Source organism: Rhizobium sp. BK602, assembly GCF_014195095.1.
GTDB lineage: Bacteria > Pseudomonadota > Alphaproteobacteria > Rhizobiales > Rhizobiaceae > Rhizobium.
On the sequence record NZ_JACIBC010000006.1, the window covers coordinates 305,221 to 321,873 of the forward strand.

Annotated in this window: 17 protein-coding genes; 13 read left to right on the forward strand and 4 right to left on the reverse strand. The window is 61.9% G+C overall.

What is annotated here, in order from left to right:
- The first annotated feature begins 8 nt into the window (after positions 1–8).
- Positions 9–572 carry a DinB family protein gene (locus tag FHX11_RS20645; protein WP_184360045.1) on the forward strand — a complete coding sequence of 188 codons (564 nt, stop codon included), beginning with the start codon at positions 9–11 and terminating at the stop codon, positions 570–572.
- Here FHX11_RS20645 and FHX11_RS20650 read toward each other — a convergent pair.
- Genes FHX11_RS20650 through FHX11_RS20660 form a run of 3 tightly spaced genes read right to left on the reverse strand, consistent with a single transcriptional unit; the run spans position 541 to position 3,547 of the window.
- On the reverse strand, positions 541–1,467 hold the full coding sequence (locus FHX11_RS20650) for an NAD(P)-dependent oxidoreductase (protein WP_184360047.1): 927 nt from the start codon (positions 1,465–1,467) through the stop codon (positions 541–543). The two genes, FHX11_RS20645 and FHX11_RS20650, sit on opposite strands and share 32 nt — an antisense overlap.
- Complete coding sequence (locus tag FHX11_RS20655; protein ID WP_246781105.1) at positions 1,464–2,327, reverse strand: glycosyltransferase; 864 nt, start codon at positions 2,325–2,327, stop codon at positions 1,464–1,466. Before FHX11_RS20655 ends, FHX11_RS20650 begins: the two co-directional genes overlap by 4 nt.
- Positions 2,327–3,547: an NAD-dependent epimerase/dehydratase family protein gene (locus FHX11_RS20660; protein ID WP_184360051.1), complete on the reverse strand. Its 1,221-nt coding sequence runs from the start codon at positions 3,545–3,547 to the stop codon at positions 2,327–2,329. The genes FHX11_RS20655 and FHX11_RS20660 overlap by 1 nt, the downstream gene beginning before the upstream one ends.
- Positions 3,548–3,682: 135 nt before the next feature.
- On the opposite strand from FHX11_RS20660, the gene ybgC reads away from it, so the two are divergent.
- The 12 genes from ybgC to glmM all read left to right on the forward strand — a co-directional run bounded on the left by ybgC (position 3,683) and on the right by glmM (position 15,751).
- Positions 3,683–4,138 (forward strand): tol-pal system-associated acyl-CoA thioesterase, encoded by a 456-nt coding sequence (ybgC, locus tag FHX11_RS20665; protein WP_184360053.1) that lies wholly within the window; start codon positions 3,683–3,685, stop codon positions 4,136–4,138.
- 42 nt (positions 4,139–4,180) lie between these two features.
- On the forward strand, positions 4,181–4,402 hold the full coding sequence (locus FHX11_RS20670) for a hypothetical protein (RefSeq protein ID WP_184360720.1): 222 nt from the start codon (positions 4,181–4,183) through the stop codon (positions 4,400–4,402).
- Positions 4,403–4,650: 248 nt separating this feature from the next.
- The gene (gene tolQ / locus FHX11_RS20675; protein ID WP_184360055.1) at positions 4,651–5,373 is read left to right on the forward strand and encodes a protein TolQ; all 723 of its coding nucleotides are present in this window, start codon (positions 4,651–4,653) and stop codon (positions 5,371–5,373) included.
- A gap of 26 nt (positions 5,374–5,399) precedes the next feature.
- Entirely contained in the window at positions 5,400–5,858 is a 459-nt protein-coding gene (gene tolR / locus FHX11_RS20680; protein ID WP_184360057.1) for a protein TolR, read from the forward strand.
- Between the two features lie 10 nt (positions 5,859–5,868).
- Positions 5,869–7,122, forward strand: coding sequence for a hypothetical protein (locus FHX11_RS20685; RefSeq protein WP_184360059.1), 1,254 nt, complete (start codon positions 5,869–5,871; stop codon positions 7,120–7,122).
- The gene (locus FHX11_RS20690; protein WP_184360061.1) at positions 7,122–7,547 is read left to right on the forward strand and encodes a hypothetical protein; all 426 of its coding nucleotides are present in this window, start codon (positions 7,122–7,124) and stop codon (positions 7,545–7,547) included. Before FHX11_RS20685 ends, FHX11_RS20690 begins: the two co-directional genes overlap by 1 nt.
- A gap of 28 nt (positions 7,548–7,575) precedes the next feature.
- On the forward strand, positions 7,576–8,880 hold the full coding sequence (gene tolB, locus FHX11_RS20695) for a Tol-Pal system beta propeller repeat protein TolB (protein WP_184360063.1): 1,305 nt from the start codon (positions 7,576–7,578) through the stop codon (positions 8,878–8,880).
- Positions 8,881–9,032: 152 nt separating this feature from the next.
- Positions 9,033–9,566, forward strand: a complete 534-nt coding sequence (gene pal, locus FHX11_RS20700; RefSeq protein WP_184360065.1) for a peptidoglycan-associated lipoprotein Pal — start codon at positions 9,033–9,035, stop codon at positions 9,564–9,566.
- Between the two features lie 160 nt (positions 9,567–9,726).
- Positions 9,727–10,767, forward strand: a complete 1,041-nt coding sequence (ybgF, locus tag FHX11_RS20705) for a tol-pal system protein YbgF (protein WP_184360067.1) — start codon at positions 9,727–9,729, stop codon at positions 10,765–10,767.
- A 5-nt stretch (positions 10,768–10,772) separates the two neighbouring features.
- Positions 10,773–12,083, forward strand: coding sequence for a tRNA lysidine(34) synthetase TilS (tilS, locus tag FHX11_RS20710; RefSeq protein WP_184360069.1), 1,311 nt, complete (start codon positions 10,773–10,775; stop codon positions 12,081–12,083).
- Between the two features lie 125 nt (positions 12,084–12,208).
- A complete protein-coding gene (gene ftsH / locus FHX11_RS20715) occupies positions 12,209–14,152 on the forward strand; it encodes an ATP-dependent zinc metalloprotease FtsH (protein WP_184360071.1) in 1,944 nt (647 codons plus the stop codon).
- Between the two features lie 246 nt (positions 14,153–14,398).
- Positions 14,399–15,751 carry a phosphoglucosamine mutase gene (gene glmM, locus FHX11_RS20720; RefSeq protein WP_184360073.1) on the forward strand — a complete coding sequence of 451 codons (1,353 nt, stop codon included), beginning with the start codon at positions 14,399–14,401 and terminating at the stop codon, positions 15,749–15,751.
- 88 nt (positions 15,752–15,839) lie between these two features.
- Here glmM and FHX11_RS20725 read toward each other — a convergent pair whose 3' ends face one another.
- On the reverse strand, positions 15,840–16,394 hold the full coding sequence (locus FHX11_RS20725) for an SH3 domain-containing protein (protein ID WP_184360075.1): 555 nt from the start codon (positions 16,392–16,394) through the stop codon (positions 15,840–15,842).
- Positions 16,395–16,653: the final 259 nt, after the last annotated feature.

Genomic DNA, 16,653 nt, shown 5'->3' on the forward strand with positions numbered 1-16,653 from the left:
AGCATTCCATGACCGCTGTCGATCCAACCCGCGTTTTTCGCAAGCTCGCCTATAACAACGCGCTGGCCAACACCCGGCTGTATCAGGCCTGTGCGGCGCTCCAGCCGGGTGAGTTCGAGGCAAAGCGGGTGAGCTTCTTTCCGTCGATCAAGGCGACGCTCAACCATATCCTGATCGTCGACTGGTTTTATGTCGATGCGCTGGAGGGCGGGACGCTCGGCATCAGGGCCTTCGACAAGGAGGAGCCTTTCGATACGCTTGCAGGCCTGTCGGCGGAGCAGGCGAAGGTCGACCATCGGCTTGTTCTTCTTTGCGAGACTGTCGATGCCGATGCGCTCGCAAGGGTGATCGACCTCCATCGCGGCGACCGTATCCAGCGCGAACGGGCTGACGATGTATTCAGCCATCTCTTCCAGCATCAGACCCATCATCGCGGCCAAGTGCATGCCATGCTCGCCGGCAGCAGCGTCGCGCCGCCGCAACTGGATGAATTCATCGTCGCCGACGATGCGAGGTTCAGGAGCGGAGAACTGGCGTCGCTTAAATGGAGCGAGACGAAGCTGATGCGCTGAAAGTGCCGTCGCGGGCCGTCCTTGCCAGGCGCGTGACGGTCTCTTTCAAAGCCGCCGTTCCGCCGCTGCGCCAGCCGAGCGCGCGGATTTTCGACGTATCCATCGTGTTGACGGCATCGTGCGACGCTGGCGCCGGCAAGGCGTGCGAACAGCCGGTTGCCTGCTGCAGATATGTGAGAATCTCATGCGTGTCGGTCCGTATATCCGACAGGTTGAACGCCTCGCCGTCGATGCGGCCTGCCTCGGTCTCCACTAAGAGGCGTATGGCGCGTCCGAGATCGCGGCCGTGGACCTCCGTTCCGGCGCGGGAGGGAACCGGCCTGCCGGCAAGGTAATCGGCGAAGAGATCGCCCCATTTGTTCGGGCAAAGGTCGCCATAGACGCCGGTAGCCCGGAGACTGGTGGTCGCGAAGCCGGGTGCAGAGAGGGAAAAGAGCGCCTGCTCGGCCTCGCGCTTCACCTCGCCATAGAGCGTGGTCGGCGCCGGTTCGGTGGTTTCCGTCAATGTCTCGCCGGCGGGGCGGTCGCCATAGACGGCGCGCGAGGACAGGAAGATGCAGCGGCAAACGCCTGCCTGCCTCGCCGCCTTGAAGAGGTTCACCGTGCCGTCGAGATTGAGCCGGCGGAAGCCCGCGGCATCGTCGCCTTCGCCGCCGCGATATTGGCCCGCGACATGGTTGAAAGCCGCATGCACGAAGACATCGATCTCGTCGAAGATCGGACCCGGATTGTCAGCGGGATCGAGGCTCAGGGGCGCGAAGGCGACGGGCTGTGGGAAAAGACCGGTCCGCGGCTCCGAACGGCCGGCAACGGTGACGCGATATCCGGCGGAGAGCAACTCCTCGACGATATAGCGGCCGACGAGTCCGGTTCCGCCCGATACCAGGGCCTTCATGCGGCCAGGTCCGGATTGGCGAGCGCGGCTATGTCGGGAATGTCGCGGCCGGCATGAAAATCGTGCCAGAGCGCGATCAGCGGCCTCAGGCTGTCAGCCTTCGGATGGTCCTCTTCCCAGGGCTTTTCATACTGATAGTGCAGGATCGAAATGCTCTTCCAGTCCCAAAGCGCGGGCATGGTGAACCACACATATTGCAGCATGTTCATGAAGACCGGCAGGCCGTGCCAGTCGGGAAAGAAGGTTTCGAGAAAGGTCTGGTCGGTGCGCCGCCAGAAGGCGCCGGGTTGGTCGAGCCGCTTCAGCATGCTTTCGAAGGTCGCAAGCGATGGCTTGGCGACGAAGACGCCGGAATTCATCCGGTGAAAATCGGCAAGACTTTCATAGACGTTGGGCGCAGCCGAGAATTCCGGATAGTCGAAGAGCCTGTCGATATTTTTCAGCACCAGCGCATCCGCGTCGATGAAGACGCAGGTGTCGTAGTCGATGAGCTGCCAGAGCCGGAGCTTGCAGAAATTGTCGAGGGGCGAATGGAAGACCGGTTTGCGGCCCTTGGTGAAGGGCGCACTGGCGTGAAGATTGCCGCGCGCATGGCGCTCGTTGAAGTCGTCCGACAGCGGCAGGTGATCGACTTCCACCAGCCGGCAGCCGAGTTCTTCCAGTGGGACAAGATCGTTGTCGCTGACGCCGGCGGTGTGAAGCACCACCATATCCGCTCTCGTGCCGGTCAAGGCGATCGAGCGCGCAAGGGCCAGCGCACCCATGGCATAATCAGCATTGGTGACGAGCGTGACGAAAGCCTGGCGCGCCCTCGGCCTCGCGCGCGGTCGCACGCCCTGCAGATGTTCGCTTGCGAACATCATGAGACCGACTTCAACCGCTTGCCCTCGGGATCGTGGTTGACCGTCGCCGCAAGGTCCTTTGTCCAGGCGGACACGGCCGGAACACGCGAGCGGTCGACCCGGTAGGCATATTTGCGGGCGACGTCGACGATCTCGCTCAGAAGGCCCGCCTGCAGCGTCGTCGGCGCCAGTCCGAGATCGAGGAACTTGTCGTTCTTGACGATCAGGTCGTTTTCCGGGGCTTCCTTGCGCGGATTGGGCAAACGGACGATCTCGGCGCCGCTCATCTTCGCGATCATCTCGGCGAGGTCGCGGACGCGATGCGTTTCCGTCATCTGGTTGAAGATCTCGACGCGGGCATTGCGGGCGGGCGGGTTCTTCAGGGCAAGTTCGATGCAGCGCACCGAATCCTGGATATGGATGAAGGCGCGGGTCTGGCCGCCGGTGCCGTGCACGGTCAGGGGATAGCCGATCGCCGCCTGGATGAGAAAGCGGTTGAGCACGGTGCCGTAGTCGCCGTCATAGTCGAAACGGTTGATCAATTGTTCGTGACGGCGCGTCTGTTCCGTATGCGTGCCCCAGACGATGCCCTGGTGCAGATCGGTGATCCTGAGGCCGTCATTCTTGGCGTAGAACTGGAAGAGCAGCTGATCCAGGCATTTGGTCATATGGTAGATCGAGCCGGGATTGGAGGGATAGAGGATTTCCTGGCTTGCCGTCCGCCCGTCCGCCGTCTCGATGCCGACGGGCAGGTAGCCTTCCGGGATGGCAGCGCCGACGGTCGAATAGCCGTAGACGCCCATCGTGCCCAAATGGACGAGATGGGCGTCGAGGTTGAGCTCGACCAGCGCGTTCAGGAGATTGTGCGTGGCGCTGACATTGTTGTTGACGGTGTAGTTCTTGTGGCGGTCGCTCTTCATCGAATAGGGCGCGGCGCGCTGTTCGGCGAAATGCACGATGGCATCCGGGCGATGCTCGGCGAGCCATTTTTTCAGAAGCTCATAATCCTTGGCGAGGTCGATAAGGCTGAAATGGATGCGGCGGCCGGTTTCGGCGTGCCAGATGCGGGTGCGCTCCTGGATCGAATCCATCGGCGTCAGCGATTGCACGCCAAGTTCCGTGTCGATCCAGCGGCGGGAGAGATTGTCGAGGATATGCACCTCATGACCGGCATCGGACAGATGCAGCGAAGTTGGCCAACCAATGAAACCGTCGCCGCCCATTACCGCTATTTTCATGAGATCGTTCCTTCTGCGTCCACCGCTATCCGGCACCATCCCGGATAGTCAGAATCTATGACAATTGTTCAAAGCTTGCTTGATGGCAGAACTTCGGCCAAAGAAGTCGCCTGATTTTTTGGAGATGCGGCGACGATGAACAGCCCCTTTCTGATTGCCGGGGAACTGGAAGCCGGTAGCCACCGGCTGGTGCAGCGAGTCTATTACGAGGATACGGATTTTTCCGGTCTCGTCTATCACGCGCGCTACCTGCATTTTCTCGAAAGGGGGCGAACGGACTATCTGCGCTGCCTCGGCGTGGAGCAGCGCGAGCTCCTGAATGCCGACGAGGAAGGGCTGGTTTTTGTTGTTCATCGCATGGAGATCGACTTCAAGGGGCCGGCACGAATGGACGACATCCTGACGATTCGCACGGTGACGGAGAAGGCCGGCGGCGCCAAGATGGTGCTTGCGCAGGAAATCCACCGCGACGATACGCTGCTGATCGCGGCCAAGGTCATCATCGCGGTCATCAATGCCAAGGGCAGGCCGCGGCGGCTGCCGGAAAAACTGGCGGCGCAGATGCTGACGGCGTCGGGGGCTGCGTTCTAAAGCATGTCGCGCAAAAGTGTGCCGCGGTTTTGCGACAACGACATGCGCAAAATCAAGGACCTAAAGCGCAAGAAGCGAATCTTAGAGATCGCGATGCGCTTTAGTGTCGCGCCGATGGGCCGGCGATCCCCACGGCCCATCGCTGCAATGCAAAAAGCAGCCTTGCTAAAACTTGAGTTTTGTGTGAAGGAATTCCGCGCGCAAGATTTGTCTGCGTCCGCCGCCGGTTTCGCCCCGGTCAGTTCTTTCCAGGAGCTAGAATAAGCCTTCACCGCCGTTCAATCTTTCATGTTCCGACGCTAACATTCTTTTAACCATAATAGTGTCTTACTGGTTTAGTCGGAGTTTGTGCGGTGCACGCCTTCCTTTGACCAAATTTGACGGCAAGAAGGCAGTAATAGCTTGGAAGGCTTGACCAGGGCGTTCAGCGGCGGCTGCCAAACAATTCTTGTGAGATCACTTTTAGCCGCCCGGTCTAGCGCCGGGCGTTTGGATTCGGGGATTTTGGATCAATGGAACAAGTAGCATTGGCAGCGGCCACCACACCGGACATCACCCTCTGGTCGCTCTTCATGCAGGCGGGCTTGGTCGTCAAGCTCGTCATGCTCGGTCTGCTCGCGGCGTCGGTATGGACCTGGGCGATCGTCATCGACAAGTATCTGAGCTACGCGCGGGCACGCCGTCAGTTCGATCATTTCGAGCAGGTCTTCTGGTCGGGCCAGTCGCTCGAGGAACTCTATCGCACGCTTTCGGAGCGCAACAACACCGGCCTCAGCGCCATCTTCGTCGCTGCCATGCGCGAGTGGAAGAAGTCGTTCGAGCGCGGCGCGCGTTCGCCGATCGGCCTGCAGATGCGTATCGACCGCGCCATGGATGTGACGCTGGCGCGTGAATCGGAGCATCTGGTCGCCCGCCTCGGATCGCTCGCGACCATCGGCTCCGCCGGTCCCTTCATCGGTCTGTTCGGCACCGTCGTCGGTATCATGACCTCGTTCCAGGCGATCGCCGGCTCGAAGTCGACCAACCTCGCTGTCGTCGCACCCGGTATCGCTGAAGCCTTGCTTGCAACCGCGATCGGCCTCGTTGCGGCTATCCCGGCCGTTATCGCCTACAACAAGTTTTCGGCCGATGCCGGCAAGCTGTCGGCGCGCATGGAAGGTTTCGCGGATGAATTCTCCGCCATCCTGTCGCGCCAGATCGATGAGAAGCTGCAGCCGCGCCAGGCGGCCCAGTAAGTAACGGACAGAACCGGAGTACGCATATGGGAATGTCTGTTGGAGGCAATGGGGGCGGCGGTGGCCGCCGGGGCGGTCGTCGCGGCGGTGGCCGGGGCGGCCCGATTTCCGAGATCAACGTGACGCCGCTGGTCGACGTCATGCTCGTGCTGCTGATCATCTTCATGGTGGCCGCGCCGATGATGACTTCGGGCGTGCCAATCGACCTGCCGCAAACGCAGGCCGGCGCGCTGAACGCCCAGACCCAGCCCATCACGATCTCGATCAAGTCCGACGGCCAGGTGTTCATCGGGGAATCGCAGATCCAGGCCACCGAAATCGCGGACAAGCTGAAGGCGATCGCCACCACGGGCTATAGCGAACGCATCTTCGTAAAGGGCGATGCGAAAGCCCCTTACGGCGTCATCGCCGACGTCATGTCCCGCATTCAGGAAGCCGGTTACAAGAATATCGGCCTGGTCACGCAGCAGGTAACGGATCACTGACGGGATCGATATGAAGCGCAGCCTCGTCACATCTGCGGTTGTTCACATTCTGGTGCTGATCGGCGCCATGCTGTCGCTTAGCGCGCCGGCGCCGCTCGAAACGCCGGAAAGCATGGCCATGGACGTCGATATCGTCCAGGCCGACCAGCTTCAGCAAGGCGAGAAGAAGGCGCCGGTGACGGATCACGTCTCCCGCAAGCAGACCACGAAGCAGGACCAGGTCGCCAACGCTCAGAATGTCGGCGAGAACAATGTCGACATCAAGAACCCGGTCGTGCCGACGCAACGGCCGGAGAGCGATACCGCAGCACTGGCGCCGAAGAAGGTCGACGCGCCGGTTCCGCAGGACGATCCGCGGCCGAATGACGTCAAGACGATCGAGCAGAAGGAAACCGAGGCAGCGCCGAAGGAAGTGGCCGCCATTCCGCAGCAGAAGCCGGACGTGACGCCGACGCCGCCCACCCCGAAGCCTGAACCGGCCCCGACGCCGAAGGCGGACGCCACCCCGACACCGCCGCCGACGGAACAGCCGACCGAGCAGGCCGAGCAGCCGACGCCGGACAATGTTCCCGTGCCGAACGTCAAGCCGCAGCCGCCGAAGCCCGTCGAGGCGAAGCCTGACGTCAAGCCCGATCCGAAGCCGGACACAAAGGTGGCCGAAGCCAAGCCGATGGACAAGACGACGACGCAGAGCACCAGCAAGACCACGTCGGCCGACGATGGCAAGAAGGATAGCGACAAGAAGCGCGATACTCCCAAGGCCTCCAACAAGGGTTTGGACGATGGCCTTGCCGATGAAATTGCCAACGTTCTGAACAATACGTCGTCCAAGGGCGGCGCGAAGCGCTCGTCTCAACAGGCTTCCGCCGGCGCCGATAATCAGGTCGCCTCACGCGGTGGGATGAAATCGCTCGGTGGCGGTAAGCTCAGCCAGAGTCAAAAGGACGGGTTGCGCGATCTGATTGGTAAGAACTGGAATGTTATCCCCGGCATGGAAGGGGCAAGCGATGTCACGATCAAGGTTCATGTTCGTCTCGACAAGTCAGGCCAGATTGTCGGCGCACCGGAAGTCTCTGTCAGCGGCGGCCCGGCTACAACGCAGCAAGCGCTAAGGGGCGCCGCGGAGCGCGCGGTGCTGAAAAGCCGTGCCGATCTGCAAAAGGAAGTGAATGCCGGAGGATTGTTGCCGCCGGACAAATATGATGGTGCGGACGGCTGGAACGAGTTGGTACTCAACTTCGATCCGAGAGACTTGGGGCTGTAATGCTGGGATTGCAGTCTACGACGAATCACTGTCCGCACATTGGCCTCAGCCTGCTTCTCGCGTTGGGGACGATGCTGACGGCTCCCAAGTTGACGCATGCATCGAACGCCGCTGCAGCTGTGCAACGGCATGAAAATTCGGCTACGAACGCCCTGCGCGAGGATATCGCGAAGAATTGGAACATAGTTCCGGGCATGGAGGGAGCGAGAGACGTCCGCGTCCGGATGCATCTTAGGCTCAACCGAAGCGGAGAGATTGTGGGCGAGCCGAAGGTTACCGTGACCGGCGGTCCCAAAGGGACACAGCAAGCCATGGCGGTAGCCGCGATGCGAGCCGTGCTCCGCGCCGCCCCGTTCAAAAACCTGCCAATAGATCAATATGACGACTGGAAAGAAGTCACCATCAACTTCGAACCGGCGATCTGACGAATTAATGCTGAAAGGCTTGGCACATATGATCAGAAAATCCCTCGTTCGTCTCCTGCTGATGCTGGCAGGCTTGACGGCAGTCCTCGCTACTCCGGCCTATGCCGTGGTCGAGCTCAACATCAACAAGGGCAACGTCCAGCCGATGCCGATCGCCATCACCGACCTTCTGTCGAATGATGGTCTTGGCCCGCAGATTTCCGGCGTCATCGCCGCCGACCTGCAGCGGTCCGGTCTCTTCGCCCCGATCAACAAGCAGGCCTTCATCGAGAAGATCACCAATTCCGACTCGACGCCGCGCTTCCCCGACTGGACGTCGATCAACGCCCAGGCGCTGGTGACCGGCCGGGTGACGCAGGAGGGCGGCCGTCTTCGCGCCGAGTTCCGCCTGTGGGACACCTTCGGTAATTCGCAGATGATCGGCCAGCAGTTCTACGCGCAGCCGGACAACTGGCGTCGTGTCGCCCATATCATCGCCGATGCGATCTATGAGAAGATCACCGGCGAGAAGGGCTATTTCGATACCCGCGTCGTCTTCGTCGCCGAAAGCGGTCCGAAGACCGCCCGCAAGACGCAGCTCGGCATCATGGACCAGGATGGCGCCAATGCGCGCATGCTGACGGATGGCAGCGACCTCGTGCTGACGCCGCGCTTCTCGCCGAACCGCCAGGAAGTGACCTACATGTCCTTCGCCAATCAGCAGCCGCGCGTCTATCTGCTGCAGTTGCAGACGGGCCAGCGCGAACTGGTCGGCAATTTCCCCGGCATGACCTTTTCGCCGCGCTTCTCCCCGGATGGCCAGCGGGTGATCATGAGCCTGCAGCAGGAAGGCAACGCCAACATCTACACGATGGACCTGCGCTCGCGCACGACGACCCGCCTGACCTCGACGACGGCGATCGATACCTCGCCCTCCTATTCGCCCGACGGCACGCAGATCGCCTTCGAAAGCGACCGTGGCGGCAAGCAGCAGATCTATGTGATGAATGCCGACGGTTCCAACCAGCACCGCATTTCCTTCGGTGACGGTTCCTATTCCACGCCGGTCTGGTCGCCGCGCGGCGATCTGATCGCCTTCACCAAGCAGTCCGGCGGGAGCTTCTCGATCGGCGTGATGAAGACCGACGGTTCGGGCGAACGCCTCCTGACCACGGGCTTCCACAATGAAGGCCCGACCTGGGCACCTAACGGCCGTGTCATCATGTTCTTCCGCCAGCCGGCCGGCTCCAGCGGTCCGCAGCTCTACTCGATCGACCTGACGGGCTATAACGAGCAGAAGATCCCGTCGCCGGGCTTCGCTTCGGACCCGGCCTGGTCGCCGCTTCTCGAGTAGGGAAGGGCGCGCCACGTTATCGCCGCAAAGTCCTGTGACTGGACGAGTTCGGGACAATTTTAAGACAGCATTAACCATATTTGTTGGAATCGGATTAACCGCACCCGGTTACAGTCTGGCAACCCTGATAGAGACTTAAGGAGAGACCGGCCATGAGCCGCATCGCAACCCCGGCCGTTGGCCACATGCAGAACCTCGCTCGCAACCCGATCATGATCGCGCTTTTCGTCGGCCTTTCCTTGGCCGGCTGCGCATCCAAGAAGGGCCTGCCGAACGATGCCAACGGCCTCGGCCTCAACGGTGCCGGCAACGCCACGCCGGGCTCGCCGCAGGACTTCACGGTCAATGTCGGCGACCGCATCTTCTTCGACACCGACAGCACCTCGATCCGTTCCGATGCTGCCCAGACGCTCGACCGTCAGGCGCAGTGGCTGGCCCGCTATCCGAACTACGCGATCACCGTCGAAGGTCATGCCGACGAGCGCGGCACCCGCGAATACAACCTGGCTCTCGGCGCCCGCCGCGCTGCCGCCACCAAGGACTATCTGGCTTCGCGCGGCGTTCCGGCTCAGCGCATGAAGACCATCTCCTATGGCAAGGAACGTCCGGTCGCGACCTGCGACGACATCTCTTGCTGGTCGCAGAACCGTCGTGCTGTCACCGTGCTCAACGGCGCTGGTTCCTGATAGCCGGAATTCCGGTCGAAATGCACAAAGGCGGCCTGCGTGGCCGCCTTTACTTTTTTGACCACACTTTGGCCGAACTCCGTTGCTTTTTGAGAGCAATTGTAAAAAATCTCCTGGTCGTGCCCATGGTGCGAAGAATCAATCAGGCAGGATGATCCATATGAGAAAACTTGTCGTGGCGAGCTTGCTTTGCCTCGCTGCTTTTGCCGGTAGCGAGCGCGATGCCTCTGCCCTGTCGCTGTTCGGACTTCATCTGGGGGGACGCGGCGCCGCGGAGCAGACCGCTCCCAACAATGCGATGCCTCAAGGACAAGGACAGTTCGGGCAAGCGCCTGTCATCAACGTCCAGAGCAGCAATGCCGAGGTTCGCCTGCAGCAGCTCGAGGACCAGATGCGCCAGCTGAACGGCCGCGTCGAGGAAATGAGCTATCAGCTGCTGCAGATGCAGGAGCAGATCCGCAAGACGCAGGAAGACAATGAATTCCGCTTCCAGCAGCTCGAAAAACGCGGTGGCGGTGGCGGCAGCGTCGGCGGTGGCGGGGCTACCACCGGCGGCTCGATGAAGAAGAGCGAGGCCGATGCTCCGGCTCAGGGTGGCACCCAGCAGGACGATATTGCCGGCGTAATCGGCGATTCCCAGGGCAGCGACACGCCGGACACGGCCCAGCAGGGCGGCGGCTCCGGCAAGCCGCCGACCCAGCTCGGTTCGATCCAGTTCGATCAGAGCGGCAAGCAGGTCGGAGCGACGGCGACGCGCAGCAACAACAGCTCCGGCGCCGCGCCAAGCACGGGTTCTTCGACGCAGACCGCCTCGCTCGGCAGCGAGAACGATCAATACAAGGCGGCCTACGGCCACGTCCTGTCCGGCGACTACAGCGTCGCCGAGCAGGAGTTTCGCCAGTATATCGACAGCTACCCGAACAGCGGCCGCGCGGCGGATGCCAATTTCTGGCTTGGCGAAGCGCTCTATTCGCAAGGCAAGTACAATGATGCCGCCAAGACCTTCCTGAACGCGCATCAAAAATACAGCTCCTCCGAAAAGGCGCCGGAAATGCTGCTGAAGCTCGGCATGTCGCTTGCCGCGCTCGACAACAAGGACACGGCCTGCGCGACGCTGCGCGAGGTGACCAAGCGCTATCCGAAGGCTTCGAAAGCCGTGACCGGCAAGGTGGCCAGCGAAGAAAAGCGCCTTGCCTGCTGATCGCCATGTCGGGTGACGCTGTAGCCGGCGCCGCCGCGGCGCGGGTACCCGAAGCCGCAGCCGCCGATTTTCTTCATTCTCTTTTCAAGCCCGCCCATGTTCTCGTCGCCATTTCCGGCGGCAGCGATTCGACCGGGCTCCTGGCCGCCCTCGCGGATCAGCTGAAATCCTATCCGAATTCCGGGATCATCCTTTCCGCCGCCACCATTGATCATGGCCTGCGCCCCGAGGCTGCCGATGAAGCGCGCGATGTCGCCGCGCTCTGCGCATCGCTCGGGATCGCGCATGTATCCCGCCGCTGGGAAGGCGGGAAGCCGAAAAGCGGTATCATGGCCGCTGCCCGCGAGGCGCGCTACGGTCTGCTCGCGGATATCGCCGCGGACATCTCCGCCAATGTCATCGTCACCGCCCATACGCTCGACGATCAGCGCGAGACGCTGGCCATGCGCGCGGCGCGTCTTGGCGAAGGCGACGGCAGCGTTGGGACAGGCATTGCCGGGGCGATGCTGTTCGACCGGCGCGTCTGGATTGCAAGGCCGTTTCTGGCCTGCCGGCGCGCGGATATCCGCGCCTATCTCGCGAACCGCGCCATCTCCTGGCTGGATGATCCAAGCAACGAAGATCTGCGCTACGAGCGGGTGCGCACACGCAAGCATCTGGCGGGCGAAAGGGAGCCGACCGCGCTTGCCGATGGCGGACTGGCCCGCGCGGCGCTTTCGGCGCAAGCCGCGGCCTGGCTGGATCGATATGTGACCGTGCACGCCAATGTGCTCTGCGCCATCGCCCGCCCGGCGCTTGAGGCCGAGCAGGCGGTTCTTGCCTATGCGTTCTCCCATCTCGCCGGTGTCTTCGGCGGCGCGCCTTACGGACCGGGCCGCGAACGGATGCGACGCATTCTGGACTTTATCGCCGAAGGCAAGCCGGGGCGCCGGACAGCGGGAGGTGTCGTCTTCGACCTGCGCAAGGATGGGCTCTATCTCATGCGCGAAAGCCGCGGCATTCAGCCGCTTGTTCTGGCGGCCGGCGCCGAGGGCGTCTGGGACGGGCGGTTCCGGATCGTCAATTCCGGTCGATCCGCGATCCGTATCGAAATGGCGGGGACATGCGCAGGTGGTCCATTCACGGAAGGGTTGCCGAAGGGCGCGGTACAAAGGGCGCGCGCGGCGCTGCCACATGTCGCAGGCGACGGGGAGGCAGCCGCGATCACGCCCTATATGGCGCCTTTCGACCGCTTTTTGACACGATTCGATCTCACATTTGCCAATCGGCTGGCCGCCTGCCTCGGTCGCCAACCCTATATGCCGCCGCCGCTTTGAGAGTTATTGACGGAATAAAGCGCGTGGCGACGCGGTTTGCCTTGGCAAGGGCCTGACGCAACCCTATGTTAGGGACCAAGTAATACCGCCGCTCAGCGGCGGGAGTTTCAGTGCTGGGGAGTTCGATGAACCCTAATTTTCGTAATTTCGCTCTGTGGGCAATCATAGCGCTGCTATTGATCGCTCTGTTCAGCATGTTCCAGAACGCGCCGGCACAAACAGGCTCCAGGGAAATCCCTTATTCGCAGTTCCTCCGGGAAGTTGATTCCGGCCGCGTCCGCGACGTCACCGTCACGGGCAATCGCGTGGTTGGCAGCTATGTCGAAAACGGAACCCCCTTCCAGACCTATGCCCCGGTCGTGGACGACAGCCTGCTTGAGCGCCTGCAAAGCAAGAACGTTATCGTTGCTGGCCGTCCGGAATCGGACGGTTCCTCGAGCTTCCTGAGCTATCTCGGCACGTTGCTGCCGATGCTCCTGATCCTTGGCGTCTGGCTGTTCTTCATGCGGCAGATGCAGGGTGGCTCGCGCGGTGCCATGGGCTTCGGCAAGTCCAAGGCCAAGCTTCTGACGGAGGCGCATGGCCGCGTCACCTTCGATGACGTCGCCGGTGTCGATGAAGCCAAGCAGGATCTGGAAGAAATCGTCGAATTCCTGCGCGATCCGCAGAAGTTCCAGCGCCTCGGTGGCCGCATTCCGCGCGGCGTTCTGCTCGTCGGTCCTCCCGGTACGGGTAAGACGCTGCTGGCCCGCGCCATCGCCGGCGAGGCCAATGTGCCGTTCTTCACCATTTCCGGTTCGGATTTCGTCGAAATGTTCGTCGGTGTCGGCGCAAGCCGCGTCCGCGACATGTTCGAACAAGCCAAGAAGAACGCGCCCTGCATCATCTTCATCGACGAAATCGACGCCGTCGGCCGCCATCGTGGCGCCGGTCTCGGCGGCGGTAACGATGAACGCGAGCAGACGCTGAACCAGCTGCTGGTCGAAATGGACGGTTTCGAGGCCAATGAGGGCATCATTCTCATAGCGGCCACCAACCGCCCCGACGTTCTCGATCCCGCGCTGCTGCGTCCAGGCCGTTTCGACCGCCAGGTCGTGGTTCCGAACCCCGACATCGTCGGCCGCGAGCGCATCCTCAAGGTTCACGCCCGCAACGTCCCGCTGGCGCCGAATGTCGACCTGAAGACGCTTGCCCGCGGTACGCCCGGCTTCTCCGGTGCCGATCTGATGAACCTCGTCAACGAAGCCGCCCTGATGGCCGCCCGTCGCAACAAGCGTCTGGTGACCATGCAGGAATTCGAAGACGCCAAGGACAAGATCATGATGGGCGCCGAGCGCCGCTCTTCGGCCATGACCGAAGCGGAAAAGAAGCTCACCGCCTATCACGAAGCCGGTCACGCGATCACGGCGCTCAACGTCGCCGTTGCCGATCCGCTGCACAAGGCGACCATCATTCCGCGCGGCCGCGCGCTGGGCATGGTCATGCAGCTTCCCGAGGGCGACCGCTACTCGATGAGCTACAAGTGGATGGTCTCGCGTCTTTGCATCATGATGGGCGGCCGTGTTGCCGAAGAGCTGACCTTCGGCAAGGAGAACATCACCTCCGGCGCATCCTCGGATATCGAGCAGGCGACCAAGCTTGCCCGCGCCATGGTCACGCAATGGGGCTTCTCCGACGAGCTCGGCCAGGTCGCCTATGGTGAAAACCAGCAGGAGGTCTTCCTCGGTCATTCCGTCTCGCAGTCGAAGAATGTTTCGGAAGCGACCGCGCAGAAGATCGACAATGAAGTCCGCCGTCTGATCGACGAGGCTTATCGCCAAGCCAAGGACATTCTCACCGAGAAGCATGACGAGTTCGTCGCGCTGGCCGAAGGCCTGCTCGAATATGAGACGCTGTCCGGCGAGGAGATCAAGGCACTCATTCGCGGTGAAAAGCCCGCCCGTGATCTTGGCGACGACACGCCGCCGAGCCGTGGTTCGGCCGTGCCGAAGACCGGCGCCAAGAAGGATGGTTCGCTGGGCACCAAGGGCGATGAGCCCGAGGGCGGCTTCGAACCGCAGCCGCGTTAAGCGCGACAGAGGCGATCAAAGCCTATCGATGAAGAGGCCAGCTCCCTTGCAACCGGGAACTGGCCTTTTTCAGTGCTTATTAACGGTAACGCGTTGTAATAGCCATTCTCGGTAATTTAAGTGCCGAATTTTACAATCTGTGGCATGAGCCACAAGCATCGATGTTCGCGCCGGTCCTTGCTTCGCGGGGGAGGTGGACGGGATGCCGCAGTCCCGCAGTGGGACTGAGCAATCACGGGAGTGCATATGAAACGTCGCTATTTCGGAACGGACGGAATCCGCGGTCAATCCAACATCTATCCGATGACGCCGGATCTTGCCATGCGCGTGGGTATCGCTGCCGGCACGATCTTCCATCGCGGCAGCCATCGCCATCGCGTGGTCATCGGCAAGGATACGCGCCTCTCCGGCTATATGCTGGAAAACGCCATGGTGGCGGGCTTTACCGCCGCCGGCGTCGATGCCTTCGTTCTCGGCCCGATCCCGACGCCGGCCGTCGCCATGCTGACGCGTTCCCTGCGCGCCGATATCGGCGTGATGATTTCGGCGTCGCATAATCCTTACGAGGACAACGGCATCAAGCTTTTCGGTCCCGACGGCTACAAGCTCTCCGACGATCTCGAAATGAAGATCGAGGATCTGCTCGAAAAGGACATGACGGCGCATCTCGCCAAGTCCGAGAATATCGGCCGCGCGAAGCGCGTCGACGGCGTGCATGACCGCTATATCGAGCATGCCAAGCGCACGCTGCCACGCGACGTGACGCTGCAGGGCCTGCGGATTGCCATCGACTGTGCCAACGGCGCCGCCTACAAGGTCGCGCCGGCCGTGCTGTGGGAGCTGGGTGCCGAGGTCGTCACCATCGGCAATGAGCCGAACGGCACCAACATCAATCTCAACTGCGGCTCCACCAGCCCGGTCGCGCTGCAGAAGAAGGTGGATGAGGTGCGGGCCGATATCGGCATCGCGCTGGATGGCGACGCCGACCGCGTCATCATCGTCGACGAAACCGGCACCATCATCGACGGCGACCAGCTGATGGCCGTGATCGCCGAAAGCTGGGCCGAGAGCCAGCTCCTGCGCGGCAATGGCATCGTCGCCACCGTCATGTCCAATCTCGGCCTGGAACGCTTCCTCGAAGAGCGCGGCATGGCGCTTGCCCGCACGGCGGTCGGCGACCGCTATGTGGTCGAGCATATGCGCCAGCACAATTACAATGTCGGCGGCGAACAGTCCGGCCATATCGTGCTGTCCGACTATGGCACGACCGGTGACGGCCTCGTGGCGGCGCTGCAGATCCTGGCGGCCGTCAAGCGCACCGGCAAGCCGGTGAGCGAGGTTTGCCGGCGTTTCGAGCCGGTGCCGCAATTGCTGCGCAACGTCCGCATCTCCGGCGGCAAGCCGCTGGAGGACAATCAGGTGCGCAAGGCGATTGCCGATGCTGAAAGCGAGCTTGCCCGTCATGGTCGCCTGGTCATCCGCCCCTCGGGTACGGAGCCGCTGATCCGCGTGATGGCGGAGGGCGACGATCGTGGCCAGATCGAGCGGATCGTCGGCGGCCTGATCGATGTGATCTCGAGCGTGCGCAGCGCTGCCTGACCAAGGCAGCGGCCTTTCATCGCATTCGGACATGGCCGCCTCGCCAAGGGCGGCCATATTCATTTCCGAGCATGGTTGCAGACTGACGCTACTGGAACAGCTCGCCGGGATAGGCGCCCCAGAGCAGGTTTTGCCTGACATAACCACTTGCGGCATGATCCGGGACGGAAACGCGGCACCATGTGCCGGAGCAGGAGCGCAGCGACAGCAGGACGCGCGGTTGCAACTCGGCAATCAGCGAGGCGGTCGTCTGCGGGCCGCTGCGCAGCATGATGTTTGTTTTCAGCCATGGCGCGACCACCGCAGTTCGCAGCCCGGATAGCAGGGCGCTGTGCATCCAGCCCGTCGAGCCGGTATCGTCGCGCACCTGTCGCCAATGGCCGTATTCGTCGATGATTTCCAGCGGCAAGCCGGGCTTCATGTAGATCCATCGGGTGGGATAGTCCGTCGACGGCCCGACGCGCATGCGCGCCCTATTGGCTTTCAGCGATACGTAACGGGGGATCGGCAACCCGGTTTCCCGTCCTTTGGCCCAGGCCGTCGCCGCGACCGGATGGGTCGGCGCCGGACCGGCGAGCACGCTCGAGGCAATGAAGATCAGCGCGAGGCCGAAGCCGGCGCGCAGTCTGCGAAAGCAAGTCAATGACTTCCTCCATGTTTCCAGGCCCCGGCGGTGCTCAAGGTAGCGGTGCTATTCTTGCCAATTGGTTTAAACGCGTGGGGAGTGGCGAAGCGGTTTCCCGGATCGCGAGGTCCGAAGATATCCATCCGGAAGGATATCTTGCTGTTACGGTGAGATAATTATGAATTACTAATATATAAAACAAGTATAGCTTGCAAATAAGTAGAGTAAATATTCGTAGTTAATCCGGTTTTAACCCTTATCAATCATTATCCATCTC

Bases quoted from the DNA above. Each gene is read 5' to 3' on its own strand.
- FHX11_RS20670 (WP_184360720.1), top strand. From the start codon at position 4,181: ATGCGCAAAATCAAGGACCTAAAGCGCAAGAAGCGAATCTTAGAGATC.
- ybgF (WP_184360067.1), top strand. From the start codon at position 9,727: ATGAGAAAACTTGTCGTGGCGAGCTTGCTTTGCCTCGCTGCTTTTGCC.
- tilS (WP_184360069.1), top strand. From the start codon at position 10,773: ATGTCGGGTGACGCTGTAGCCGGCGCCGCCGCGGCGCGGGTACCCGAA.
- tolR (WP_184360057.1), top strand. From the start codon at position 5,400: ATGGGAATGTCTGTTGGAGGCAATGGGGGCGGCGGTGGCCGCCGGGGC.
- FHX11_RS20690 (WP_184360061.1), top strand. From the start codon at position 7,122: ATGCTGGGATTGCAGTCTACGACGAATCACTGTCCGCACATTGGCCTC.
- FHX11_RS20645 (WP_184360045.1), top strand. From the start codon at position 9: ATGACCGCTGTCGATCCAACCCGCGTTTTTCGCAAGCTCGCCTATAAC.
- FHX11_RS20650 (WP_184360047.1), bottom strand. From the start codon at position 1,467: ATGAAGGCCCTGGTATCGGGCGGAACCGGACTCGTCGGCCGCTATATC.
- tolB (WP_184360063.1), top strand. From the start codon at position 7,576: ATGATCAGAAAATCCCTCGTTCGTCTCCTGCTGATGCTGGCAGGCTTG.
- pal (WP_184360065.1), top strand. From the start codon at position 9,033: ATGAGCCGCATCGCAACCCCGGCCGTTGGCCACATGCAGAACCTCGCT.
- tolQ (WP_184360055.1), top strand. From the start codon at position 4,651: ATGGAACAAGTAGCATTGGCAGCGGCCACCACACCGGACATCACCCTC.
- ybgC (WP_184360053.1), top strand. From the start codon at position 3,683: ATGAACAGCCCCTTTCTGATTGCCGGGGAACTGGAAGCCGGTAGCCAC.
- FHX11_RS20685 (WP_184360059.1), top strand. From the start codon at position 5,869: ATGAAGCGCAGCCTCGTCACATCTGCGGTTGTTCACATTCTGGTGCTG.
- ftsH (WP_184360071.1), top strand. From the start codon at position 12,209: ATGAACCCTAATTTTCGTAATTTCGCTCTGTGGGCAATCATAGCGCTG.
- FHX11_RS20660 (WP_184360051.1), bottom strand. From the start codon at position 3,547: ATGAAAATAGCGGTAATGGGCGGCGACGGTTTCATTGGTTGGCCAACT.
- glmM (WP_184360073.1), top strand. From the start codon at position 14,399: ATGAAACGTCGCTATTTCGGAACGGACGGAATCCGCGGTCAATCCAAC.
- FHX11_RS20655 (WP_246781105.1), bottom strand. From the start codon at position 2,327: ATGTTCGCAAGCGAACATCTGCAGGGCGTGCGACCGCGCGCGAGGCCG.